24 protein-coding genes and 1 tRNA gene are annotated in these 23685 nt (G+C 64.8%); 17 read left to right on the forward strand and 8 right to left on the reverse strand.

Annotated features, from left to right (window positions below):
• The first annotated feature begins 63 nt into the window (after window positions 1–63).
• Entirely contained in the window at window positions 64–1428 is a 1365-nt protein-coding gene (locus AB4Y82_RS05875) for an AMP-binding protein (protein WP_441601921.1), read from the forward strand.
• A gap of 719 nt (window positions 1429–2147) precedes the next feature.
• Here AB4Y82_RS05875 and AB4Y82_RS05880 read toward each other — a convergent pair.
• Together AB4Y82_RS05880 and AB4Y82_RS05885 are read right to left on the reverse strand one after the other, a co-directional pair.
• The gene (locus AB4Y82_RS05880) at window positions 2148–2915 is read right to left on the reverse strand and encodes a zinc-dependent peptidase (RefSeq protein ID WP_441604713.1); all 768 of its coding nucleotides are present in this window, start codon (window positions 2913–2915) and stop codon (window positions 2148–2150) included.
• An 11-nt stretch (window positions 2916–2926) separates the two neighbouring features.
• Window positions 2927–3235 (reverse strand): hypothetical protein, encoded by a 309-nt coding sequence (locus AB4Y82_RS05885; RefSeq protein WP_441604712.1) that lies wholly within the window; start codon window positions 3233–3235, stop codon window positions 2927–2929.
• 247 nt (window positions 3236–3482) lie between these two features.
• Here AB4Y82_RS05885 and AB4Y82_RS05890 point away from each other — a divergent pair, with 247 nt between their 5' ends.
• From AB4Y82_RS05890 to AB4Y82_RS05930, 9 genes are all read left to right on the forward strand, one after another.
• Window positions 3483–4451 (forward strand): biotin--[acetyl-CoA-carboxylase] ligase, encoded by a 969-nt coding sequence (locus AB4Y82_RS05890; RefSeq protein WP_441611158.1) that lies wholly within the window; start codon window positions 3483–3485, stop codon window positions 4449–4451.
• Window positions 4448–5206 (forward strand): type III pantothenate kinase, encoded by a 759-nt coding sequence (locus AB4Y82_RS05895; RefSeq protein ID WP_441604710.1) that lies wholly within the window; start codon window positions 4448–4450, stop codon window positions 5204–5206. The genes AB4Y82_RS05890 and AB4Y82_RS05895 overlap by 4 nt, the downstream gene beginning before the upstream one ends.
• A gap of 38 nt (window positions 5207–5244) precedes the next feature.
• Entirely contained in the window at window positions 5245–5985 is a 741-nt protein-coding gene (locus AB4Y82_RS05900) for an SPOR domain-containing protein (protein ID WP_441604709.1), read from the forward strand.
• A gap of 46 nt (window positions 5986–6031) precedes the next feature.
• A tRNA-Thr gene (locus AB4Y82_RS05905) sits at window positions 6032–6107 on the forward strand.
• A 17-nt stretch (window positions 6108–6124) separates the two neighbouring features.
• Window positions 6125–6505, forward strand: a complete 381-nt coding sequence (locus AB4Y82_RS05910) for a rhodanese-like domain-containing protein (protein WP_441604708.1) — start codon at window positions 6125–6127, stop codon at window positions 6503–6505.
• A 36-nt stretch (window positions 6506–6541) separates the two neighbouring features.
• Window positions 6542–7456 carry an arginase gene (gene rocF / locus AB4Y82_RS05915; protein WP_441604707.1) on the forward strand — a complete coding sequence of 305 codons (915 nt, stop codon included), beginning with the start codon at window positions 6542–6544 and terminating at the stop codon, window positions 7454–7456.
• A 34-nt stretch (window positions 7457–7490) separates the two neighbouring features.
• Entirely contained in the window at window positions 7491–8858 is a 1368-nt protein-coding gene (locus AB4Y82_RS05920; protein WP_441604706.1) for a tryptophan--tRNA ligase, read from the forward strand.
• Window positions 8859–8889: 31 nt separating this feature from the next.
• Window positions 8890–9216: a hypothetical protein gene (locus tag AB4Y82_RS05925; protein WP_121877849.1), complete on the forward strand. Its 327-nt coding sequence runs from the start codon at window positions 8890–8892 to the stop codon at window positions 9214–9216.
• 14 nt (window positions 9217–9230) lie between these two features.
• Window positions 9231–9872 (forward strand): DUF6348 family protein, encoded by a 642-nt coding sequence (locus AB4Y82_RS05930; RefSeq protein WP_441604705.1) that lies wholly within the window; start codon window positions 9231–9233, stop codon window positions 9870–9872.
• 232 nt (window positions 9873–10104) lie between these two features.
• On the opposite strand, the gene AB4Y82_RS05935 is transcribed toward AB4Y82_RS05930, so the two are convergent.
• The 4 genes from AB4Y82_RS05935 to pdhA form a co-directional block, all read right to left on the reverse strand.
• On the reverse strand, window positions 10105–10488 hold the full coding sequence (locus AB4Y82_RS05935) for a VOC family protein (protein ID WP_441604704.1): 384 nt from the start codon (window positions 10486–10488) through the stop codon (window positions 10105–10107).
• A gap of 122 nt (window positions 10489–10610) precedes the next feature.
• Window positions 10611–11999, reverse strand: coding sequence for a dihydrolipoamide acetyltransferase family protein (locus AB4Y82_RS05940; RefSeq protein ID WP_441611159.1), 1389 nt, complete (start codon window positions 11997–11999; stop codon window positions 10611–10613).
• Between the two features lie 75 nt (window positions 12000–12074).
• Window positions 12075–13055 (reverse strand): alpha-ketoacid dehydrogenase subunit beta, encoded by a 981-nt coding sequence (locus AB4Y82_RS05945; RefSeq protein ID WP_441604702.1) that lies wholly within the window; start codon window positions 13053–13055, stop codon window positions 12075–12077.
• Between the two features lie 3 nt (window positions 13056–13058).
• A complete protein-coding gene (pdhA, locus tag AB4Y82_RS05950) occupies window positions 13059–14144 on the reverse strand; it encodes a pyruvate dehydrogenase (acetyl-transferring) E1 component subunit alpha (RefSeq protein WP_204636063.1) in 1086 nt (361 codons plus the stop codon).
• A 210-nt stretch (window positions 14145–14354) separates the two neighbouring features.
• On the opposite strand from pdhA, the gene AB4Y82_RS05955 reads away from it, so the two are divergent.
• The 3 genes from AB4Y82_RS05955 (at window position 14355) to AB4Y82_RS05965 (ending at window position 18475) form a co-directional block, all read left to right on the forward strand.
• On the forward strand, window positions 14355–15203 hold the full coding sequence (locus tag AB4Y82_RS05955; protein ID WP_441604701.1) for a tryptophan 2,3-dioxygenase: 849 nt from the start codon (window positions 14355–14357) through the stop codon (window positions 15201–15203).
• 82 nt (window positions 15204–15285) lie between these two features.
• On the forward strand, window positions 15286–16794 hold the full coding sequence (locus AB4Y82_RS05960) for a peptide MFS transporter (RefSeq protein WP_441604700.1): 1509 nt from the start codon (window positions 15286–15288) through the stop codon (window positions 16792–16794).
• A 175-nt stretch (window positions 16795–16969) separates the two neighbouring features.
• Window positions 16970–18475 (forward strand): peptide MFS transporter, encoded by a 1506-nt coding sequence (locus AB4Y82_RS05965; RefSeq protein ID WP_441604699.1) that lies wholly within the window; start codon window positions 16970–16972, stop codon window positions 18473–18475.
• A 43-nt stretch (window positions 18476–18518) separates the two neighbouring features.
• Here AB4Y82_RS05965 and AB4Y82_RS05970 read toward each other — a convergent pair whose 3' ends face one another.
• Window positions 18519–19007: a MarR family winged helix-turn-helix transcriptional regulator gene (locus AB4Y82_RS05970; RefSeq protein ID WP_046972790.1), complete on the reverse strand. Its 489-nt coding sequence runs from the start codon at window positions 19005–19007 to the stop codon at window positions 18519–18521.
• An 82-nt stretch (window positions 19008–19089) separates the two neighbouring features.
• Between AB4Y82_RS05970 and hppD the strand changes: the two genes are divergently transcribed.
• Entirely contained in the window at window positions 19090–20187 is a 1098-nt protein-coding gene (gene hppD / locus AB4Y82_RS05975; protein ID WP_441604698.1) for a 4-hydroxyphenylpyruvate dioxygenase, read from the forward strand.
• A gap of 48 nt (window positions 20188–20235) precedes the next feature.
• Here the strand turns inward: hppD and AB4Y82_RS05980 are convergent, their stop codons facing one another.
• Entirely contained in the window at window positions 20236–20631 is a 396-nt protein-coding gene (locus tag AB4Y82_RS05980) for a DUF5362 domain-containing protein (protein WP_441604697.1), read from the reverse strand.
• 141 nt (window positions 20632–20772) lie between these two features.
• Between AB4Y82_RS05980 and hmgA the strand changes: the two genes are divergently transcribed.
• The 3 genes from hmgA to AB4Y82_RS05995 are packed head-to-tail and all read left to right on the forward strand — an operon-like array spanning window position 20773 to window position 23646.
• On the forward strand, window positions 20773–22071 hold the full coding sequence (gene hmgA, locus AB4Y82_RS05985; RefSeq protein ID WP_441604696.1) for a homogentisate 1,2-dioxygenase: 1299 nt from the start codon (window positions 20773–20775) through the stop codon (window positions 22069–22071).
• Between the two features lie 4 nt (window positions 22072–22075).
• Window positions 22076–22642, forward strand: coding sequence for a lectin (locus AB4Y82_RS05990; RefSeq protein ID WP_441604695.1), 567 nt, complete (start codon window positions 22076–22078; stop codon window positions 22640–22642).
• A 23-nt stretch (window positions 22643–22665) separates the two neighbouring features.
• Window positions 22666–23646 carry a fumarylacetoacetate hydrolase family protein gene (locus AB4Y82_RS05995; RefSeq protein WP_441611160.1) on the forward strand — a complete coding sequence of 327 codons (981 nt, stop codon included), beginning with the start codon at window positions 22666–22668 and terminating at the stop codon, window positions 23644–23646.
• Window positions 23647–23685 lie beyond the last annotated feature (39 nt).

A 23685-nucleotide genomic window follows, 5' to 3' on the forward strand; every position in this document is an offset into this window, starting at 1 on the left:
CCGTCCGCACGTCGGACCGGCCTGGCCGGACCGAGGGGCAGACTGCCGTTGCCGGAGAACACCTTGGCCATCGTTTTTGAAAACGTCCAGCTCGAACGATCCGCCATCGAGTTGCCGTTGCTGGCAGCGACCGCGCCGGATCGCCCGCTGGTGTGGCGCGATGGCGAGCCGGTCACCGCCGCGCGCTTCCTGGTGCACGTGCTGGCGGTCGCCGAGCAGCTGCCGGTGGCCCCTGCCGCCGTGAACCTGTGCGAAGACCGCTACGCCTTCCTGGTGGCCTTCTGCGCCATTGCGCTGCGTGGCCAGACCAACCTGCTGCCGTCCTCGCGCGCACCGCAGGCCGTGGCCGAGGTGATGGCCGCTCATCCCGGCAGCTATGCCCTGGGCGAACTTGCACTCGATGCGCCGCCGAGCCATTACCGGCATCTGCCGAGCCTGATGGACGTCCCCGAGTCGCAGGCAGACCTGACGATTCCGACCCTGCCGGCCGACCAGGTCGTGGCGATTGGCTACACCTCCGGCTCGACCGGCACGCCCAAGGGCAACCCCAAGACCTGGGGCAGCTTCAACGCCAGCAATGCGGGCAACCTGCGCATGCTGCACGACTCGGTGGCCACGCAGTTCCACGTGGTGGCGACGGTGCCGCCGCAGCACATGTACGGCATGGAGATGTCCGTGCTGCTGCCCCTGCTCGGGCATATCGCCGTCCATGCGGGCCGCCCGCTGCTGCCGGCGGACGTGGCGGCTGCGTTGGCCGAGGTACCCGCGCCGCGCGTGCTGATCACCACACCGGTGCATCTGCGTGCGCTGATCGAATCGGGCGTGACGTTGCCGCCGATCGACGCCATGGTGTCCGCCACCGCGCCGATGCCGGTGGAGCTTGCGCAGGCGGCTGAGGCGCGTTTCGGCGCGCCGCTGCTGGAAGTGTTCGGATCCACGGAAACCTGCGTGTTCGCCAGCCGCCGTTCGGCCAATGACGAGCCGTGGCTGCTGTACGACGACGTGCAGCTGCATCCCCAGCCCGACGGCACGCAGGTGCGCGCACCGCAGCTGGATGAGCCGATGACGCTGGCCGACATCGTGACGCTGCATGACGGCGGACGCCGTTTCCGCTTGTGCGGACGTCATTCGGACTTGCTCGAGATTGCCGGCAAGCGTGCTTCGCTCGGTGATCTCACCCGTCGGCTGCAGGCGATCCCGGGTGTGAAGGACGGCGTGGTGTTCCAGCTGGAGAACGGCGATGCGCTCGGTGTGCATCGCATTGCGGCGCTCGCGGTGGCGCCGGACATGGATGAGCAGACCATCCTGGACGCATTCCGTCAGTCGGTGGATCCGGTGTTTTTGCCGCGGCCGTTGAAGTTGGTGGCCGGGTTGCCGCGCAACGAGACGGGGAAGTTGCCGAGGGCCGCGTTGTTGGCGCTGCTCTAGCCTTGCTCTAGCTTTGCTCCGTCTCCCCTGCGGGGAGAGGGCTGGGGTGAGGGGCGGGTGCTCGCGGGAACGTTTCTTCTTCGCCGTCGTCCCGGCGCAGGCCGGGAGCCAGAGCCTCGGTTTCTGGTTGTCGCGTTACCGCAAGGGTGCCGCCTACGCGGCGGGCGTTTCGATCGGCTGCCGCCGACCGAGTCACTTTTCTCTTGCTGGCCCAAGAGATCCCTCGGGACTAGCTTCGCGTCGAAAGTAACCCAAAGAGAATGGCCTGATAACGCCCGCAGCATCGTGCTGGGATAAGCCCGAACGCTTGAGGCGCGCTGTTGTGGGACAACCTCCGAGGGTACACAGGGGATACTTCCAAGCGCTGCGCAACGCGCCAGAATCGCTGAGGACTTAAAGCGGGGCCTCGCTGCGCATCGGCTGTGGGTCACAGATGGCGCACTTGRTGCCGCGCCTGGCGCTTGGCTTGTCTGTGGGAGCGCACCCTGTGCGCGACGGCCACGCWGGGGTGTACCGCTCCGTAGGTTYGTCGCGCACAGGGTGCGCTCCCACAGAAGAGCCGACCGGCAAGATTGATCCTCAACCCACGAACCTGCGTAACCCTTGTAGGAGCGCACTTGTGCGCGACCGCAGCGCTGGGATGTATCTCTCCGTAGGCTAGTCGCGCACAGGGTGCGCTCCCACAGTGATGTGCTGCGGATGGCCGCTTTTACGCAGCATCAACCTGGCGCAGGCGACGGCCCGTAATACGCCTCAAGCAATCCGGCGACAGCAGCATCCGCCCGACGCAGCACCGACGGCTGCGACCAATGCAACTCACTCACCACGGCAAAAAATTCGTCCGGACTTTCGGCAGCGTACGGATCAATCAAGGTGTCCCGTCCACGCGCCACGTCATTTGACAACAAATCAAACGCGCGCTGGAACGCAACAATCCATTGTCGTCGTGGAATGTTCGCAGGCAGCAGCGGCACGCCATCAGGCGGCCCGTCGAGCATGTCGAGCTTGTGGGCGATCTCGTGCACGACCACGTTATAGCCGTCCCACGGATGGGCGAGGTCGAGCTGCACGTCGGCGAGCGACAACACCAGCGGGCCGTGTTCCCAGGCTTCGCCGATCAGTACGTCCTCGCTTTCGGTGACCACGCCACTGCGGTCGTCGTGATGGCTGCGCTTGACGCGGAACTCGCCGGGATACACCAGGATGTCTCGCCAGCCGCGCAGGTTGCGCGGGCCTTGGCGTAGCACGGGCACGCAGGCTTGCATGGCGATCAAGGCGCAATCGGCGTCAGACAGTTCGACACCGCCCAGAGGATGGAAGCGCTTGCGTGCGAGGAACACACCAACGAGTCGACGCAATTCGTTCTGACGCGCGTGATCGAGACGTTGAGCCAGCGGACAACCCTGCAGCGCGATGCGCCAGGGTTCGTCAGCAAGCGGGGGAGGCGTGACATAGGCGCGTAAGCGCCGCCACCAGGCAGCCGACACGAGTTGGGTCGTTACTGGATGGAGCCCGGCAACAAGGACTGCCAGCCGATGTGGTTCTGGCGGCTGCGCGGCGCACGCGCCGGGGCCGTGGTGGGGCAGTTGTCGCTGGACGAAGAAGAAGCGGCAGGGGCGGTGTTGGCCTCGCGCGACAGACCCAGGGCATCGCCCCCGCTGCCGCTCGCGCCGTCGTGACTGCCGGAGCCGGTGTCCACGGTGCGCTGCATCGAGCTCAGATCCTGGCCGTCCGCATCCATGGCCGATGCAGCACTGACGCCGCCGACGCATAGAACACAGCCAAACAAGAACTTCGCGACACCCATGGCGGCTCAACCCCTTGATCCGCAATCGAAGAGCTTGATGCTGGCAGAAAAATCGCGGTGATACCAGTGCCTGCGTAACCCTCGTGCAAGGCTTGCGAGTCCCAGAAGTCACGGACCCCGAGCGGTGTGGCGAGCGGCGTAGGGCAGGCTCGGCAGGCTAGAATCGCTGGATGTCACGCTCCCTGATCCCGTCCCCAGCTCGCCACGGACGCCGCCAACGCGGTCGATCGGCGCGGGATGCCGCCTGATGCAGCCACAGGACTTGCTCGTGGCCTTGGCGGACGGCGGCATGGTGTCGGGCGCCCAGCTGGCCGAGCGCACAGGGGTGACCCGGGCAGCCATCTGGAAACAGGTCGAGGCGTTGCGTGCACGCGGCGTTCCGGTGGAGTCGCGCGGCACGGCTGGTTATTGCCTGCCCTGGCCGGTGCAGTTGTTGAACCTGCCCACGCTGCGTGACTTGCTGCCTGCCAGGCTGGGCAAACGCCTGGGCACGCTGGAGCTGCATTGGGAGATCGACTCGACCTCCAGTGAGATCCAGCGCCGCCAGGCCGATCTGCCCGACCTGAGCATGGTGCTGGCGGAAACCCAGACCGCCGGACGCGGCCGTCGCGGCCGGTCATGGCTGTCGCCGCCGGGCCTCAATGTGTATCTGTCCTGCCTCAAGCGCTTCGATGGCGGTTTTGCCGCGCTGTCGGGACTGTCGCTGGCGGTCGGCGTCATCGTGATGCGTACGCTCGCTTCCTTGGGCATCGAAGGCGCCGGCTTGAAATGGCCCAACGATGTGCTCAGCGACGGCGGCAAGCTCGCCGGCATCCTGGTCGAACTCGGCGGCGAATATCAGGGGCCATGCGCGGCTATCGTCGGCGTGGGTTTGAACGTGCGCCTCACCGCGGCCCTGCAGGAACAGGCGGGTCAGCCCGTGAATGATCTCGCCACCCTGGCGGGTCGGGCGCCGGATCGCAATCGCGTGGCGGCGGCTCTGATGACTGCGTTGGCCGAAGGGCTCGAACAGTTCGAGCGAGAGGGTTTTGCGGCCTTTGTCGATGAATATGCACGCCATGACCTGCTGCGTGGCAAGCCGCTGCGCGTGCAAGGCCCGCAGGCCATGCTGGAAGGCGTGGGCGCCGGCGTGGATGCGCGCGGCGCCTTGCTGCTGCAGGCCGAGGATGGCCTGCATCGCATCGACAGCGCCGACGTCACGGTGCGTCGCGCATGAGGCTCCTGCTCGATCTGGGCAACACGCGCCTGAAGTGGGCGCTGCGCGAGGGCACGCAATGGCGCGAGCAGGGCGCCGTCGCATGGAACGAGGACGTTGCGCTGGTGCTGCATGAGGCATGGCGGCAGCTGTCGATACCCGGCGATGTATTCGGCGCTTCGGTGGTGGATGGCGCTCGCGAAGCGCAGATTGCCGCCGTGGTGTCGACCAGTTTTGCGCGGACCACGACCTGGCTGCGCACGCCGGCGGAAGCCTGTGGCGTGCGCAACGCCTATGCCGAACCAGGCCGCTTGGGCGTGGACCGCTTCCTCGGCATGGTGGCCGCTCGCGCCGAAGGGTTGGCCCCGTGTGTGATGGCTGGCGTGGGTACCGCGCTGACCCTCGATGCACTCGACGCCGATGGCCGCCACCTCGGCGGCTTGATCGCGCCGGGACCGCAGTTGATGCAGCAGTCGCTGCTGGGCGCGACCGCGCGCGTGCTGGTCGACCGCCCCGGCCAGGTGCTGGAGGTGGCCGACAACACGCCCGATGCCGTGGCATCGGGTTGCTGGCAGGCTGCTGCGGCGCTGGTGGAACGTTTCGTCGCGCATATGTCCGCATCGCTGGGCGGTTCCCCGCAGCTGATCCTGGGGGGCGGCGATGCCGAGGCGCTGGCGCCATTGATCGCCCATCCGGCGCGGCTGAGTCAGGACAGTGTGCTGCGCGGACTATCCGTGTGGTCCGACGCACATTCACCCATCGAGCAGGCTCCCTAGAATGCCAGCTCTCCCGCCGCTTGCCTGACGGATCATCGATGTTCCTGCGCCTGCTCTTTGTCCTGCTGATCGCACTCAATATTGCGGTAGGCGCGTGGCTGTTGCTGGGCCAGGACGACGTGCACGGCCGCAGCGCCACCGATGCCGGCGTGCCCGAACTGCACCTGCTGAGCGAGCGCCCGCCGGCGCCCTCGAGCGCACCGGCACCGGCGTCGCCGACAACGACCATTGGCGCCGCGACAGCGGCGACCGCAGCAGGCCCGACGTCCAATGCCGCGCCGGTGGCGCAGCCCCCCGCGCCCGCGCCGCCGCCGCCATCGCGACCCAACACCTATACCTGCATGGCCCTGGGCCCGTTCGCCACGCAAACCGACATGCGCAACGCGCGCAGCGCGCTGACCAGTCAGGCGGCACGCATGCGCCAGCGCCAGGAACAAACCACGCAGACCACCGGGTGGTGGGTCTACCTGCCGGGCGGTGGCAGCCGCGACAAGGCGCTGGAGCTGGGCCGCCGTCTGGCCGCGGCCAATGTCGGCGAATACTTCGTGGTCAGCGCCGGTGACCAGTCCAACACGATTTCGCTGGGGCTGTTCAAGGATCCCGCCAACGCCCGCCGCCGTCGCGAACAAGTGGTCGCCGCCGGATTCCCGGCCCAGATGACCGAACGCACCGAAAGCGTGGCCGAGTACTGGCTGGACGTAGTGATCGCCGACAACGGCCACACCGACTGGCGCAATCGCGTGCGCGGCGTGGGTTCGCATAGCACCGGCTGCTTCTGAGGCCTTTGGCGTTGCACCGCGGGGGCCTGTTAGACTTCGCTTCTTCGCCGGTATAGCTCAGTTGGTAGAGCAACTGATTTGTAATCAGTAGGTCGCGGGTTCGACTCCTGCTGCCGGCACCAGATCGAGGGTTTCCCGCATGCTCAAGGCCCACCTGGCCGCACTGCTGATGCTGGCGGGCATGGGTACCGCCATCGGGGCAGATGCGCCAATCAACGCCTCGCAACTGCTGCAACGCCAGCAGGCCGGGCAGGCGCCGGTGCTGGTCGATGTGCGCGGGTCCGACGAATACCTCGACGGCCACATTGCAGGCGCACTCAATATCCCCGTCGACCAGTTGGCCAGCCGCGCCGGCGTTCTCGGCGTGCCCCGCGACAGCGAGATCGTGGTGTATTGCGTCTCCGGGAAGCGCGCTGCCAGGGCGCAGGAAACGCTTACATCGTTGGGCTATACCCATGTGCGTCTGCTGGACGGCAGTTTGAACACATGGCGGCAACGTCGTCTGCCTCTGGCACACTAGGACGACTCGTATTCCGCTTTGACACTGCAGGTTTTCATGGTCAACAAGGCACTCTCCCTGATCGGCGTTCCCACGGACATTGGCGCGGGGCATCGCGGCGCGTCCATGGGACCCGAAGCACTGCGCGTAGCAAACCTCGCCGCCCGGCTGGCCAAGCGCGGGCTGGAAGTGGTCGATCGCGGCAACCTGCAGGGACCGCTCAATCCGTGGCAGCCGCCGGTGAACGGCTATCGCCATCTGCCAGAAGTGGTGGCCTGGAACCAGGCCGTGCATGAGGCGATCTACGCCGAACTCACCGCCGGTCGCGTGCCGGTGATGCTGGGTGGCGATCATTGCCTGGCGATCGGTTCGATCAGCGCCATCGCGCGTCATTGCCGCGACACGGGCAAGACGCTGCGCGTGCTGTGGCTGGATGCGCACGCCGACTTCAACACGGCCGATGCCACTCCGTCGGGGAATATCCACGGCATGCCGGTGGCCTGCCTGTGCGGCAATGGACCGAAGGAATTGGTCGAGATGGGTGGCCATGTGCCGGCTACTTCTCCGGCGGCGTTCCGCCAGATCGGCATCCGTTCGGTGGATGAGGGCGAAAAGCGTCTCGTGCGCGAGTCGCAGGTGAGCATCTTCGACATGCGCCACATCGACGAAGTGGGCATGAAGCGCACGATGGAAGAAGCCCTCGCCGGTGTGGACGAAAACACGCATCTGCACGTGAGCTTCGACGTGGACTTCCTCGACCCGACCATCGCGCCGGGCGTGGGCACCACCGTGCGCGGTGGCCCGAATTATCGCGAGGCACAGCTGTGCATGGAGATGATCGCGGACAGTGGCCGCGTCAGTTCGTTGGACATCGTCGAACTCAATCCCGCCTTCGACAAGAAGAACCAGACCGCGCGCCTGGCCGTGGACCTGGTGGAGTCGCTGTTCGGCAAGTCCACGCTGATCCGCTGATCGCCAACACCAAACAATACGAAGAAACCAGCACATGAAGACCCGCGTACTCACCGGCATCACCACCACCGGCACGCCCCACCTGGGCAATTACGTCGGCGCGATCCGCCCGGCCGTTGCCGCGAGCAGGCGCGACGACGTGGATGCGTTCTACTTCATGGCCGACTACCACGCGCTGATCAAGAGCGACGATCCGGCGCGCATCGAGCGTTCTCGCCTGGAAATTGCCGCCACATGGCTGGCCGCGGGCCTGGATCCGCAGAAGGTCACGTTTTATCGCCAGTCCGATATTCCGGAAATACCCGAGCTGACCTGGTTCCTCACCTGCGTCACCGCGAAGGGTTTGCTCAATCGCGCGCATGCTTACAAGGCGTCCGTGGATAAGAACACGGAAAGCGGCGAGGACGCCGATGCCGGCATCACCGCCGGCCTGTACATGTATCCGGTGCTGATGGCGGCCGACATCCTCGCGTTCAACGCGAACAAGGTGCCGGTGGGCCGCGACCAGATCCAGCACATCGAAATGGCGCGCGACATCGCTCAGCGTTTCAACCATATCTACGGCCGCGAATTCTTCGCGTTGCCCGAAGTGGTGATCGAGGAACAGGTGGCGACGCTGCCCGGCCTCGATGGCCGCAAGATGTCCAAGAGTTACGACAACACCATTCCGCTGTTCGCGGGTGGGCAGAAGCATCTGCGCGATTCCATCATGCGCATCGTCACCGATTCGCGCCTGCCGGGCGAAGCGAAGGATCCGGACAGCTCCTCGCTGTTCACCATCTTCCGCGCCTTCGCCAGCGACGCCGAGTCCACCGCGTTCCGCCAGGCACTGGTCGATGGACTGGGTTGGGGCGAGGCCAAGCAGGTGTTGTTCGAGCGCCTGGAAGTGGATGTTGCGCCGATGCGAGAAAGCTACAACGCCTTGATGGCGCGCCCGGCGGTGATCGAGGAGATCCTGCAGGAAGGCGCCAAGAAGGCGCGTGCGATTGCTGCGCCCAAGATTGCAGAACTGCGTGATGCGATTGGCCTGCGTTCGGGTGCAGCGGTGGCATCGGGCACCGGTGGCACCAAGGCGACTGCTGCTAAGGGTGGCAAGTCCGCGCGCTTCGCCAGCTTCCGCGATGCCGATGGCAGTTTCCGTTTCCGCCTGTTCTCCGCCGACGGCGAAGAGCTGCTGCTGTCGCGTTCGTTTGCCGATCCCAAGGCAGCCGGCGCGATGCAGAAGCGCATCAAGGAACTGGGCAGCGTATCGGCCGTGGTGCAGGTGCAGCCGCAGGCCCTGGTGCTGGAAATCGACGGCGACCAGGTCGGCGCCACGCCGGCATACGACGGCGAGCAGGCACGCGACGAAGCGCTCGATCGCCTGCGCGGCGCGCTCGACCAACTGGCAGCGCAAGAATAAAGCGCTCGGCTTTCATGGAGTGAACTGACGTATGCGTTATCTGGCCATCCTCATGCTCGCGCCCTGGTTGCTGATCTTGGGCTGGGCGTTCTGGTCCTATCCCAAGAGCCTGCCGCGCACGCGCCTGCGCCGATACTTCGATGTGGCGGCCTTGCTGCTCGCTGCGTTCGCCGCGGTGGAGTGTGCGAGCACGGCGTTCGATACGGCGACGGTGCCCACGGTGGGCCAGTACGGCCCTTCCAGCGGCGCCATCTGGCAGCAGGTGCTGCCGGCGCTCTACGGTTACGGCGCATGCGTCGTGGTATTGGTGCTGGCGCTGATCGTGCGCCAGCTCGTATGGCGCCCTCACGCGCACTGAAGCAGGAAACGACCATGCAAGACGCCGACCTCCAGCGATACCTACTGCGCCTGTTCGAACGCCATGACGTCGAACTGGAACCCGACGAAGAGTGGCTGATGACGGACGGCGATTTCCCCGCCGTGCGCGCCAGCTGGTTCGAAGGCGCCGCGGGCGAACCCGGCCGTCTGGATGTCGATGTGGTGATCAGTGAGGATCGCCATATCGAAGAGAGTTTCGCCGGCGTTGGCGGTGGTGAAGCGGGTTGCCTGGATGCGCTGCGCGCGTTTGAGCATGGCGTGTTCCATGTGTTGCTGGCGGCGTGCTGGTACGTCACCGACGATCGGCGCATGCAGCTGCAGAGTTGGGATTTTGGTATCCGTACGTGGGATGTGTTCGTTGCGCCGTGGCTGTCGAGTCAGGATGGCGTGGAGCCGCCCGCCGGCTTGGTCGCCCAGCTTCGCACTGCGTTGCAGAGCGAGTCGTTGAACCCGGAGCTGCATTGGGTGCGGCTGTTCTATCGTCGTGGCGACGATGGCGCGGTTACCGCCGAGGCCTTGCTCGACAATGCCGCGTGGCCGGCCGGCGATCGCCTGTTGGCGTCGCTCTCGTGGCCTGCAGCGGAGAAGGGTTACAGCGTGCGCGGGTTTGTGGCGCTGGATATTCGCGATTACTGAAACACCACCGCTGATCTTCTGTGGGAGCGCACCCTGTGCGCGACAATCCTACGGAGCGTAGACGCCATCGCGCCGCGGTCGCGCACAAGGTGCGCTCCTACAAGGGTAGGGTGTCTGGATTTTCTGTGGGAGCGCACCCTGTGCGCGACAAACCTACGGAGCGGAAGCGACGTGGCGCTGCGTCGCGCACAGGGTGCGCTCCCACAGGTGTGGCATGGTGCTCTAGGTGGCACTAACCCCAGCGATTGAGATGCGGCCCGAATTCCTCTCGCTGCGGGCGAACCACACAGAAGCGATGCCCGCTCGGCGCCTGCATGACCCACCAGCGGTCGGGCACGTAATGGACCCGCGTGGCGCCGAGCTTCTCCATGCGCTGCACTTCGGCTTCGATATCGTCCGTTTCAATATCCAGATGCACGCGGTTGTCGTGCTCGACGCGTTGCAACAGGATGATGGGCTCGTCATCGGCGGACGCAAGCCGGGCGTACTTGCCATCGCCATCCTCGTCCAGGGTGACGATGGATTTGCCCAGGGCGTGGCTCCAGAAGGTGGCGGCATCGGCCAGGTTGTCCGTCTTGCAGTCGATCACGATGGTGCACAGTCGGCTGTGATGCATGGCGGCGGTCCCGTGATGAGCGGCCATCGATCGTAGTGCGAGGCCGGGTGCAGGGGCCGTCAACGTTTCGCGCATAAAAAAAGCCCCGGCATGGCCGGGGCTCTTCGTACGCTTAGATTGCCTTAGTTCGGCAGCGACAAATCGTCGAGCAGCGCCTTGAGGAAGCGTGCCGCTTCACCGCCGGTGGCGGCGCGGTGATCGAAGGTGATCGAGATCGGCATGCGGCGATGCACTTCGATGCCGCCCATCACGGCCACCACGTCGTGGCTCAGCTTGCCCGCACCGATGATGGCAACGCACGGCGGCACAACGACCGGCGTGGCGTAGCGACCGGCGAACATGCCGAAGTTCGACAGGCTGATGGTGTAGCCGCTGAGTTCCGACGCGGGAATCGTGCGGTCTTCCACCGACGTGCGCAGGCGCTTGATCGCCGCGCGGATGCCGGCGCCATCGAGCACGTCGGCATTGCGCAGGGCCGGCACGAACAGGCCTTCCTCGGTGTCCACGGCGATGCCGATGTCCACATGCGGGTGCAGCGTGCGGGTGAGGTTCTTGCCGTCGAACCAGGCGTTGAGCGCCGGCACGGTCTTGCAGGCAACCACGATCGAACGGATCAGGCGGGCGGTGATGTCCTGCTTGCCGATCCATGCGTGCAGGTCGGCGTCGTCCACCAGGGTGGTCGGCACCACGTTGGCGTGGGCTTCGGCCATCACGCGCGCCATATTGCGGCGCACGCCCTTGAGCTGTTCGGGCTGGCCGCTGGCCTGCACGCTCGGCGGCGCGGTGCGCACCGGCTTGCCGGCGAGCGAGGTGGCGGTGCGCGGAGCGTCGGGTTCCGGCAGCTGCGGGACCAGGTGACGACCGGCGGAAGCCGGCACGCTGCTGCGAGCCGGTGCGGCGCCCAGGGCGGCGCTGCCGTTGGCGGCGGCGTTCTTCACATCCTGCATGGTGACCACGCCGTCGGCGCCCGAGGGCTGCACGCGGGCGAGGTCGACCTTGAGCTTCTTGGCGAGCGCACGCACCGCCGGCACGGCCTTGACGCCGCCGACGCTGGAGGCCTGCTCCACGTGCACGTGGCTGCCGGAGACCATCGCACCGACCACGGTGCCTTCGTCTTCGCGATCGGCTTTGCCATTGCCGCTGTCGATCTCGCCGCCTTCATCGGAGGCAACGACCTTGTGCGTATCGGCCGTGGCGCTGCCGGTGCCCTTCTTGGGGCCGTGGTGGTGGCCGGTGGACTCGGCCTCGGCACGCTGCTTGGCGTTCGGATCGGGCTCGAATTCGGCCAGTGCCGAACCGGTTTCGATGATGTCGCCTGCGGCGCCGTGCAGCTTGGTCACCTTGCCGGTGTACGGCGAAGGCACGTCGACGACGGCTTTGGCGGTTTCCATCGAGCACAGCGGTGCGTCGAGCTTGATGGTGTCGCCTTCCTTCACGTGCCACTCGACGATGGTGGCGTCGGGCAGGCCTTCGCCGAGGTCGGGCAGATAGAAAGTCTTGATGTCGGCCATGAGATTGATTCCGTGGTCAGGCGGAGTGTTCATTGTGCGATGCCCGGCATGGCCGGGACATCGAAGGGCATGTTCTTAGCTGGCAGCCAGTGCGCGCTTGGCGGCTTCCACCACGCGCTCGGCACTCGGCATGTACTTCATTTCCAGGCGGAACAGCGGGATGTGGGTGTCGTAGCCGCTGACGCGTTCGACCGGCGCGAGCAGGTCGTACATGCATTCCTCGGCTAGGCGTGCGGCGATTTCGGCGCCGAAACCCGCGGTTTTCGGGGCTTCGTGCACGATCACGCAGCGGCCGGTCTTCTGCACCGATTCGGCGATCGTGTCGAAGTCCAGCGGGGTCAGCGTGGCCACGTCGATGACTTCGGCGCTGATGCCTTCCTCAGCCAGCGCATCGGCGGCTTCCAGCGCTTCCTTCACCTGTGCGCCCCACGAGACGAGGGTGACGTCGGTGCCGTCGCGCAGCACGAAGCACACGTCCAACGGCAAGGCTTCGCCGTCATCGGGCACTTCTTCCTTGTACTGGCGGTAGATGCGCTTGGGCTCGAAGAACATCACCGGATCCGGATCGCGGATCGCGGCGAGCAGCAGGCCATAGGCACGCGCCGGCGACGACGGCATCACCACGCGCAGGCCCGGGATATTGGTGAACAGGTGCTCGTTCGCTTCCGAATGATGCTCCGGCGCGCGAATGCCGCCGCCCCACGGTGCGCGCCACACGGCCGGCACGGTGATGCGGCCGCGCGTGCGGTTGCGCATGCGCGCGGCGTGACAGGCGATCTGCTCCATCATCGGGTAGATGAAGCCTTCGAACTGCGCTTCGGCGACTGGCTTCATGCCCTGGGCAGCGAGGCCCACGGTGACGCCGGCAATGGTGGTTTCGTCCAGCGGCGTGTCGAGCACGCGCAGTTCGCCGAACTTTTCCTGCAGGCCCTGGGTGGCGCGGAACACGCCACCGTTCACGCCCACGTCTTCGCCCAGCACCATGACGCTCTCGTCGTGGGCCATTTCATAGGCGAGTGCCTGGGTGACGGCTTCGATAAGGGTGATCTGTGCCATGACTTAATGGGCCTTCTTGTCGAGCTGGATGGCGAGATCGCGCTGCTTGGCGAGATCGGCGGGGACTTCGGCGAAGGTGTAGTCGAACATCGCCGTGACCGGCTGGGTCTTGGTCTCGAGGTACGCGTTCACCTCGTTGTCCATCCAGTCGTCGCATTCCGCCTTCCAGGCTTCTTCCTTGGCGTCGTCCCACACGCCCTTGGCTACCAGCCAGTTGCGCAGGCGCTTCATCGGCTCCTTCGCCCAGGCGTCCTTCACTTCCTGCTCGCCACGGTAACGGCGCGCATCGTCGGCGGTGGTGTGATCGGACAGGCGATAGGTCACCGCCTCGATCACCGAACCACCCTGGCCGTTGCGTGCACGGTCCAGCGCGTCTTCCATCGCCTTGCGCACGGCGATGATGTCGTTGCCGTCGACTTGGATGGAGAACAGGCCGGCCGCGATACCCTTCTGCGCCAGCGTCGGTGCGCCGGACTGGATCTTGCGCGGCACCGAAATGGCCCACTGGTTGTTCACGATCACCGCCACCATCGGCAGGTTCTGCGCGCCGGTGATATTGATGGCGCCGTAGAAGTCACCCTTGGACGAACCACCGTCACCGATGGTGCACACGGCCACGCGCTTCTCGTTGCGGATCTTGAACGCCAGCGCGGAACCGGCGGCATGCAGGCACTGCGTGGCGATCGGCACCGACCAGGCAAAGTCGTGGCGGGCCGGTTCTTTCTGGTAGTCGTTGCCGCGCTCGTCGCCGCCCCAGTACATGTAGACCTCGCGCGGCTGCACGCCGCGATACAGCTGCGCGCCGTATTCGCGGTAGCTGGGGGCCAGCACGTCTTCGGGCTTCATGGCGCTGCCGATGCCCACATGCGCTGCTTCGTGACCCAGGCAGCTGGCATAGGTGCCCAGCTTGCCGGTGCGCTGCAGGGCGACCGACTTGGCGTCGAACACGCGGGTCGACAGCATCAGCTTGTACAGCTCGACCATGTGGTCGAGATCCTTGGCGAATTCAGGCAGATCGTCACGGACCTGCTTGCCTTCAGCATCGAGATACTGGAGGTATTCGATTTCAAACTTGGCGGCGATAGACACGACTCGCTCCCGGAGTGAGTAATGAGAAAGTGGGGTGCCGGGCGTCGGCGGCCCATCCAGTGGGGCCAGCAGCGGACGTAAAGCCCTGAGCAAGACGGAAATGATTACAGGGGGGCATGTTGCGCTGCAAGGCACGGTGCAGCATGCGGGGTGGTACGGGGTGGGCCCAAACACCGGTTACCATGACGCTTTTCCGTTACAGGGAAGGCCATGACCGAGAATCAGCGCGACCTCGAGGCCGGTATCGAACTCGACCTGAATGGTCGACTGACCTATGGCGGCTACCTGCGGCTGGACACCCTGCTGTCGGCCCAGCAACCGCTGAGCCAGCCGGCGCACCACGACGAAATGCTGTTCATCGTGCAGCACCAGGTGGCCGAGCTGTGGATGAAATTGATCATTCACGAGCTGAAGGCCGCCGTGGCGCACCTGCGCCGCGATGAGATCGATCCATGCCTGAAGATCCTGGCGCGCGTGAAACAGGTGCAGCGCCAGCTGTTCGAGCAATGGGGTGTGCTGGAAACGCTTACCCCCGCCGAGTACCTGGAATTTCGCGGTGTGCTCGGGCCTTCCTCGGGTTTCCAGTCGCTGCAGTACCGGCAGATCGAATTCCTGCTCGGCAACAAGAACGCGCAGATGCTGCAGGTGTTTGCGTACGATCCTGCGGCGCAGGACACGCTGCGCGCCGTGCTGGAAGCGCCCAGCCTGTACGACGAATTCCTCGGCTATCTGGCGCGGCGCGGCCACGACGTGCCGGGCGAGCTGACGCAACGCGACTGGTCCCAGCCTTATCAGCGGCATGACGGCCTGTTGCCCGTGCTCAAGCGCATTTACGAAAACCGTGCAACGTTCTGGCCCGAATACCACATGTGCGAACAGCTGGTGGATGTGGAAGAGAGTTTCCAGCTTTGGCGTTTCCGCCATATGAAAACGGTGGAGCGGATCATCGGACACCGGCGCGGTACCGGTGGTTCCTCCGGCGTGTCCTTCCTGAAAAAGGCGCTGGACCTGGAGTTTTTCCCGGAGTTGCTGGACGTGCGCACCGAACTGGGCACCTGATCGTGCGTGTCATCTTCGACATTCATCATTCGATAACTACTGACGGCGCGTGCAGCGCCGTTTCGTTTGCAAAGGGGCATGCATGAGCAACACCACTGAGACCGCGCACGCGTCGGCGCCTGATTTTCCGCAGACGCTGGGGCATCCGCGTCCGCTATGGATGTTGTTCATGACGGAGTTCTGGGAACGCTTCGCGTTTTACAGCGTCAGCTGGGCCCTGGCCTTGTACATCGTGGCGCATTTTTATCACGGCGATGCGTCCGGCGAAGCGTGGGCCAGCAAAATTTACGGAGCTTATACGGCGCTGATCTACGCCTCGAGCATTTTTGGCGGCTACGTGGCGGACAAGATCATCGGCTACCAGCGCTCGATCCTGATCGGCGCGGCGGTCATGGCGCTGGGCCTGTTCGTCGTGATGCTGCCAAGCAAGGACCTGTTCCTGTTTGGCCTGGCGATGGTCGTGGTGGGCAACGGCCTGTTCAAACCGAATATTTCCTCGATGGTCGGGCAGCTCTATGGCCCGACGGACGAACGCCGCGACCGTGGTTTCACTCTGTTCTACATGGGCATCAACGGCGGCGCGTTGCTGGCGCCGCTGCTCACCGGCTGGCTGGCGAGCTATTTCTCCGACACGCCGATGCAGGAGAACTACCGGATCGTGTTCGGCGCGGCCGGCGTGGGCATGGTGCTGAGCCTGTTCTGGTTCTGGTTTGGTCGCCGCGGGCTGCACGGGGTGGGTCGTCCGGCGCCAGAAGCGGCCAGCCGCATGCGTGTCCTATGGGTGCTGCTGGGCATCGTGGTGGCGGTGCCGCTGGTTTATCTGCTGCTGGCCTTTGTCGGCGCCAATGGCCTGCAGTGGCTGCTGGGCCTGCTGTTCATTGGCGTGGCGGCGATGTTGATCGTGGAGGCGATGCGCCACGACCGCGTGCAGCTGCATCGCGTGTACGCGATGCTGATCATCTTTGCGTTCAACATCCTGTTCTGGATGTTCTATTTCCAGCTCGGCACCTCGTTCAACTTCCTCGCGGCCAACATGGTCGATCGCGAAATGTTCGGCGGCTGGGTGTTCCCGGTGGGCTGGTTCCAGTCGGTGAGCCCATTAGCCATCATCGTGCTGGCACCGCTGGTGACCCAGGTGTGGTCGTTCCTGGCGCGACGCCACAAGGAGCCGTCGATTCCGCGCAAGTTCGGCCTCGGCTTGTTGTTCAACGGCCTGGGCTTCACCGCGCTGATGTATGCGCTCACCTATTCGGTCAACAGCAAGGGATTGATCCCGTTCTGGCCGCTGACGGCCTGCTATGTGCTGCAGACCATCGGTGAGCTGTGTCTGTCGCCGATCGGCCTGTCGATGGTGACCAAGCTGGCGCCGCCGCGCCTGGTGGGTCTGGCCATGGGCGGCTGGTTCCTGTCGCTGGCGGTGGGTGGCAACTTGTCGGGCCTGTTGGCCGGGCGCATCAGTGGCGAAAGTGGCATGACGGCCGCGTCTGCGCTGGCGGGTTTCACCTTCAGCTTCTGGCTGCTGGCAGGCGCAGGCGTCTTCCTCTTGCTGATCTCGCCGCTGATCAATCGCCTGATGCACAGGGTGCGATGAAGCAGGAGTAAGGGGAGAGGAGTGAGAAGTGAGAGTAGAGCTTGGTCTGCGGCTTTCTCTCACTTCTCACTCCTCTCAACTCACTCCTCGCTTTTTGGTGCAGTGCATTTGACGGGCGTTACGTGTCCCGGTTAGAAGTCGTTGCGCAAGAAATTACGACGGATGACGGCAGCACATGAGTACGAACACAACCAGCGCCTCGACGGTGCCTGACTACCCGCAGACCCTCGGTCACCCACGCCCGCTGTGGATGCTGTTCATGACGGAGTTCTGGGAGCGCTTTGCGTTCTATGGCATCCGCTGGGCGCTCACGCTGTACATCGTGGCGGCGTTCTTCAACGGCGATGCTTCCGGCCAGGCCTTCGCCAGCCGCACCTACGGCGCCTATCTGGCGCTGGTGTATGCCACCGCCGTGTTCGGCGGCTACGTGGCGGACAAGATCATCGGCTACCAGCGCTCCATCCTGCTGGGCGCCAGCGTGATGGCGGTGGGTCTGTTCATGATCATGTTGCCCAATGAGCAGATCTTCCTGGTGGGTCTGGCCACGATCATCGTCGGCAATGGCCTGTTCAAGCCGAACATTTCCTCGATGGTGGGGCAGCTCTACGCGCAGGGCGATTCGCGCCGCGACCGCGGTTTCACGCTGTTCTACATGGGCATCAACGGGGGTGCGCTGATCGCGCCGCTGCTCACCGGCTGGCTGGCCAGCCACTTCACCGAGACCCCGATGCAGCAGAACTACAAGCTGGTGTTCGGTGCCTCCGGCGTGGGCATGCTGATCAGCCTGCTGTGGTTCTGGATCGGTCGCCGCCAATTGAAGGGCGTGGGCCGTCCCGCACCCGACCAGGCCAACCGCATGCGCGTGGTCTACGTGTCGCTGGGCATGCTGGTGGCGATCCCGGTGTTCTACCTGCTGATGGCCAAGGCCGGCGCCGTGGTGCTGCAGTGGCTGCTTACTGCGCTGTTCGTCGGCGTGGGCGTGATGCTGGTGATCGAGGCGGTGCGCAATGGTCACGTGCAGGTGCAGCGCGTGATCGCCATGCTGATCATCTTTGCCTTCAACGTGCTGTTCTGGATGTTCTTCGAGCAGGCCGGCAGCTCGTTCAATTTCCTTGCGCAGAACATCGTGGATCGCCAGATGTTCGGCGGCTGGGAGTTCCCGGTGGGCTGGTTCCAGTCGGTCAATCCGGTGGCCATCGTGGTGCTGGCGCCGATCGTGTCGGTGGCCTGGGGCTTTCTGGACAAGCGGCGCATCGAGCCCTCGATTCCGCGCAAATTCGGCCTGGGTCTGCTCGGCAATGCGCTGGGCTTCGTGGTGCTGATGTATGCGCTGGATGAGCTGGTCAGCAGCGACGGCATGATTCCGTTCTGGCCGCTGGCGCTTTGCTATGTGCTGCAGACGGCGGGCGAGCTATGCCTGTCGCCAATCGGCTTGTCGATGACCACGAAACTCGCCCCAACGCGGCTGGTGGGCTTGGCGATGGGTGGCTGGTTCCTTTCCACCGCGATCGGCAACAACTTGTCCGGCTTGTTCGCCGGCCATATCAGCGGCGAGAGCGGCATGACCGTGGCCTCGGCGCTCAGCGGCTTCACCTTCAGCTTCTATCTGCTGGCGGGTGCCGGCGTGCTGCTGTTCGTGATCGCGCCGTTGATCAATCGGTTGATGCACGGGGTGAAGTAGGGGCGAAGGAGCAGCGTGCGCCCTTTCACTCGCCCCTGAGCGGTCACTTCGGCTCGATCGCCTGCAGCTTGTCCAGGATGCGCACCAGCCAGCTGCGCTCCTCGTCGTCCAGCTTGGACAGCAGGTTGCGCTCATGTTCGCGGGCCATCGGCGCTACGACTTCGTGAATGGCCCAGCCGGCCTCGCTCAGGCCCAGCACGGAGCGGCGCTTGTCGCCGTCGTGGATGGCGCGGGTGACCCAGCCGGTTTCCACCAGCTTGGACAGGGCGCGGCTCACGGCCACCTTGTCCATCAGGGTGCGCTCGGCCACCTCCCGCGCGGACAGGCCGTCGAAACGTGCCAGCACCGCCATCACGCGCCACTCCGTCATGCTCAGGTCGAAGCGGCGCTGATAGTCGTCGGCAATGGCCTGGCTGACCGCGTTGGACAGGATGGAGAGCCGGTAGGGCAGGAAATGTTCCAGCTCCAGCGGTGCGTGGTCGGGGTGATGTTCGTCGGGCACTGCTGCGGCGCTCCTTGCAAATGGTTTCATATGTAACTATAACGTAGGGCTTATGAGAATGGTCGCACGCTTGGACGTAGGCCATTGAGCAGCCATCCACCCGGAGAGCCCCATGAGCGCGCAGCCCAATCTTGGCATGCAGGTCACCACCTTCGAAAACCCCATGGGTATCGATGGGTTTGAATTCGTCGAATTCGCCGCGCCAGCCGGTCGCGGCCACGAGCTGCACACCTTGTTCAAGAAGATGGGTTTCAGCGCCGTGCTCAAGCACAAGTCGCGCCCGATCACGGTCTACCGCCAGGGCGGCGTGAACCTGCTGGTCAACGAAGACCCCGAATCCTACGCCGCCGAATTCGCCCAGGCCCATGGTCCATGCGCGGCCGGTTTCGCCATCCGCTTCCAGAAGCCGTCCAAGGACGTGCTCGGCGTGGTGCTCGGCAACGGCGGCGAAGCGGTCAACCAGAAGGCCGAAGCCACCAAGGCCGTGAACGCGCCCGCCGTGAAGGGCATCGGCGATTGCATGCTGTATCTGATCGACCGTTACGGCGACAAGGGCAGCATCTACGACGGCGACTACGAGCCGATCGCCGGCGCCGAGCAGCACCCGAAGGGTTTTGGCCTCACCTTCATCGATCACCTGACGCACAACCTCTACTTCGGCAACATGCAGAAGTGGTCCGATTACTACGAGCGCCTGTTCAACTTCCGCGAGATCCGCTACTTCGACATCAAGGGCGCCAAGACGGGTCTCGTGTCCAAGGCCATGACCGCGCCGGACGGCATCGTGCGCATTCCGCTCAACGAGTCGAGCGATCCGAAGTCGCAGATCAACGAATACCTCGACGCGTACCACGGCGAGGGCATCCAGCACATCGCCCTGTTCACCGACAATATCTACGAGACGGTGGAAGCGATGCGCGCGACGGGCGTGGAATTCCTCGACACGCCGGATACGTATTTCGACGTGATCGACATGCGCATCCCCAACCACGGCGAGGACGTGCCGCGCCTGGCCAAGAACAAGATCCTGATCGATGCCGACGTGGAGACCAAGCAGCGCAAGCTGCTGCAGATCTTCACGCAGAACAACATCGGCCCGATCTTCTTTGAGATCATCCAGCGCAAGGGCAACGAGGGCTTTGGCGAAGGCAACTTCCAGGCGCTGTTCGAGTCGATCGAACGCGACCAGATGAAGCGCGGCTTCCTGTAAGACTTGGCCACAAGGCCGCCCATGGAGGGCGGCCTTGGTGCCGCCGGTTCAGCGCCAGGAGCCGCCGCCGTGCAGCATGGTGAGGAACACGGCGCCGTAAAAGAACATCGCAAGCACCCACAGGATGATGCCGACCAGAATCAGCACGCCCTGGATCACGAAGTAAGTACGCAGCTTGGCAAGTGCTTCTTTCAGGGCGACGGCATCGCCGCTGAGCTGGGCACGCTCGATCGCCCCGGCCGACTGCATCACCAGCACGCCGATCCAGATCGGCAGCCAGGCGATGATGATGCCGACCAGGGTTATGGCGGTGAGGGCGCCCTGGATGATGAAGACGATGCCGACGAACTTCATCCATCCCTTGCCTGAAGCAAGCGGTTGGCTGAGGTCCTGGATCGAGGGATTCCCGGTAGCTTGGCCCAGCGAGGAGTACGAGTCGGACATGCGGTTTCCTTGAGTGTCATTGCAGTGAATGAACGTCGCCTCTTCCCTTGCGCGAGGCGGTGCCAACAGTCGTAAGCCAAGAGTAATAGGATCGCGTGGGTCGCGTTGTGACCTCTCGCCTCGGCAGATTGCGGAGCTTTCATGTCAGCCAGCCACCAGCAGTACCAAACAGGGTTCGCCAACGAATTCGCCACCGAGGCCTTGCCCGGCGCGCTGCCCGACGGGCAGAACTCGCCGCAGAGCGCGCCCCATGGCCTGTACGCGGAACAGCTTTCCGGCACGGCCTTCACGGCCCCGCGCCACAGCAATCGCCGCAGCTGGTTGTATCGCATCCGCCCCGCGGCCATGCACCATCCGTTCGAGGCGATGCCCGACGGCCGCTTTCACAACCGCTTCAACGAGGTGCCGGCTAACCCCAACCAGTTGCGCTGGAGCCCGTTCCCGCTGCCGACCAAGCCCACCGATTTCCTCGATGGCCTGTTCACCGTTGCGGGCAACGGCGGTGCGGCGGACCAGACCGGCGTGGGTATCCACGTCTATGCCGCCAATCGGTCGATGCAGGGCCGCTACTTCTACAACGCCGACGGCGAGCTGCTGATCGTGCCGCAACAAGGGCGCCTGAAACTGGCGACCGAGATGGGCGTCATCGAGCTTGAACCGCTGGAAATCGCCGTGATTCCGCGCGGCGTGCGTTTTCGCGTGGAGCTGCTGGACGACAGCGCGCGCGGTTACATCGCCGAAAACTTCGGCGCGATGCTGCGTCTGCCCGATCTGGGCCCGATCGGCAGCAACGGCCTGGCCAACCCGCGCGATTTCCTCACGCCGGTGGCGGCGTTTGAAGATGTCGAAGGCAAGTTCGAACTCGTCGCCAAGTTCCAGGGCAAGCTGTGGAGCGCGGCGATCGATCATTCGCCACTGGACGTCGTGGCCTGGCACGGCAATTACGCGCCGTACAAATACGACCTGCGCCGCTTCAACACCATCGGCTCGATCAGCTTCGATCATCCCGACCCGAGCATCTTCCTGGTGCTGCATTCGGCCAGCGACAGCGAAGGCGTGAGCAACATGGACTTCGTGATTTTTCCGCCGCGCTGGCTGGTGGCGCAGCACACCTTCCGTCCGCCCTGGTTCCATCGCAATATCGCTAGCGAGTTCATGGGCTTGATCACCGGCGAGTACGACGCCAAGGCCGAAGGCTTTTCGCCGGGCGGCGCCTCGCTGCACAATTCCATGAGCGGTCACGGTCCCGATGCGGCCACGTATGAGAAGGCGTCGACGCGCGATCTGTCGCAGGCCGATGTCATCACGGGCACCATGGCCTTCATGTTCGAGACGCGCCGCGTGATTCATCCGACCAGGCAAGCGCTGGAATCGCCGGAGCTGCAGGGCAATTACTACGAATGCTGGCAGGGCATCCAAAAGCATTTCGGCGGAGCTTGAAGCGATGACGTTGCGCCGGTTCTGCCTGTTGTGGCTATGCGTGATGCTGGCGTCGTGCCAGTCGCACGACGAGGCACCGGCGCAGGCTCCCGCGTCGACCGCGACGGCACCCGGTGATCGCGACGCGCTGAGTCAGGCCCGTTGGCAGGGCTTTGGCGACATGCGTTTTGGCATGGACGAGCCGTCGTTCCGCAAAGCCTGGGGCGGCGAGTTGAAGGGCGGGGCGCAAGTGGGCTCCGATTGCGCCATGTACGCTCCGGTGTGGGCGAAGCCGCCATTCGAACTCACCTTCATGCTCGAGCACGGTCGTTTCGTTCGCTATGACGTGCGTGGCGACAAAGAAACGGCGCCGGGCGGTGGCAAGGTCGGCATGGCCAAGGCGGACGTGATGGCGCTCTATGCGGGCAAGGTCAAGCAAGGGGCGAACAATTACGATCCGGACGCCAGCGTGTTTCGTGTGGATGGTGAGAGCGGTGCCGTGCTGATCTTCGACATCGGCGCCGACGGCAAGGTAAAGGCGTGGCGCGTGGGCGTGCCGCCACAAATCGATTACGTGGAAGGGTGCAGCTGAGAGCTGCCCGTTGGAGCGATAGCATGAAATTGGGTTCATTGAAGGAAGGCGGTCGGGACGGCACGCTGATCGTCGTCAATCGCGCGCTGACCCAGGCGGTCAAGGCCACCGGCATCGCGCCGACGCTGCAGGCTGCGCTGGATGACTGGTCGAGTGCCGCGCCGCGCCTGAACGCGCTGTACGAAGAATTGAATGGAGGCACCGCAACTGGTGCCTTCGCGCTCGACATGCAGGCGCTTGCCTCGCCGCTGCCGCGCGCCTACGAATTCGTCGACGGCAGTGCCTATCTGCCGCATGTCGAGCGCGTGCGGCGCGCACGTGGCGCCGAGGTGCCGGAGTCGTTCTACACCGATCCGCTGATGTATCAGGCCACCAGTGCCGGCTTCCTGGGTCCGCGTGATCCGGTGGTCGTGCCGAGCGAGGACTACGGCATCGATCTGGAAGCCGAGGTGGTGGTGGTCACGGACGATGTGCCGATGGCGCTGACGCCTGCGCAGGCCGCGGCGCATATCCAGTTGGTGGGTCTGGTCAACGATGTCTCGCTGCGCGGCCTGATTCCCGGCGAGCTCGCCAAGGGTTTCGGTTTTCTGCAATCCAAGCCGCGCTCCGCGCTGTCGCCGGTGTTGGTGACGCCGGACGAACTGGGCGACGCCTGGCAGGACGAAAAACTGCATCTGCCGATGCGCACCTGGCTCAACGGCAAGTGGTTCGGCGAGGCCGAGTGCGGCGTCGACATGCAGTTCAATTTCGCCCAGCTGGTGGCGCACGCGGCCAAGACGCGTCCGCTCACGGCAGGCACCATCGTCGGCTCCGGTACCATCGCCAACGAAGACACCGGCAAGGGCGCCTCGTGCCTGGCCGAGCAGCGCACGGTGGAGACCCTGCGTGACGGCAAGCCGAGCACGCCATTCCTGAGCTTTGGCGACACGCTGCGCATCGATGTGACCGATGCCTCGGGCGCGTCGATCTTCGGCTCGATCGAACAGGCCATCGCGCCGCTCTAGCGCTGAGTCCACCGGCCCGCCGTCGCCTTGCGCGGCGGC

Origin of the sequence: Dyella sp. 2YAF14, from assembly GCF_052114725.1 — a bacterium.
GTDB lineage: Bacteria > Pseudomonadota > Gammaproteobacteria > Xanthomonadales > Rhodanobacteraceae > Dyella.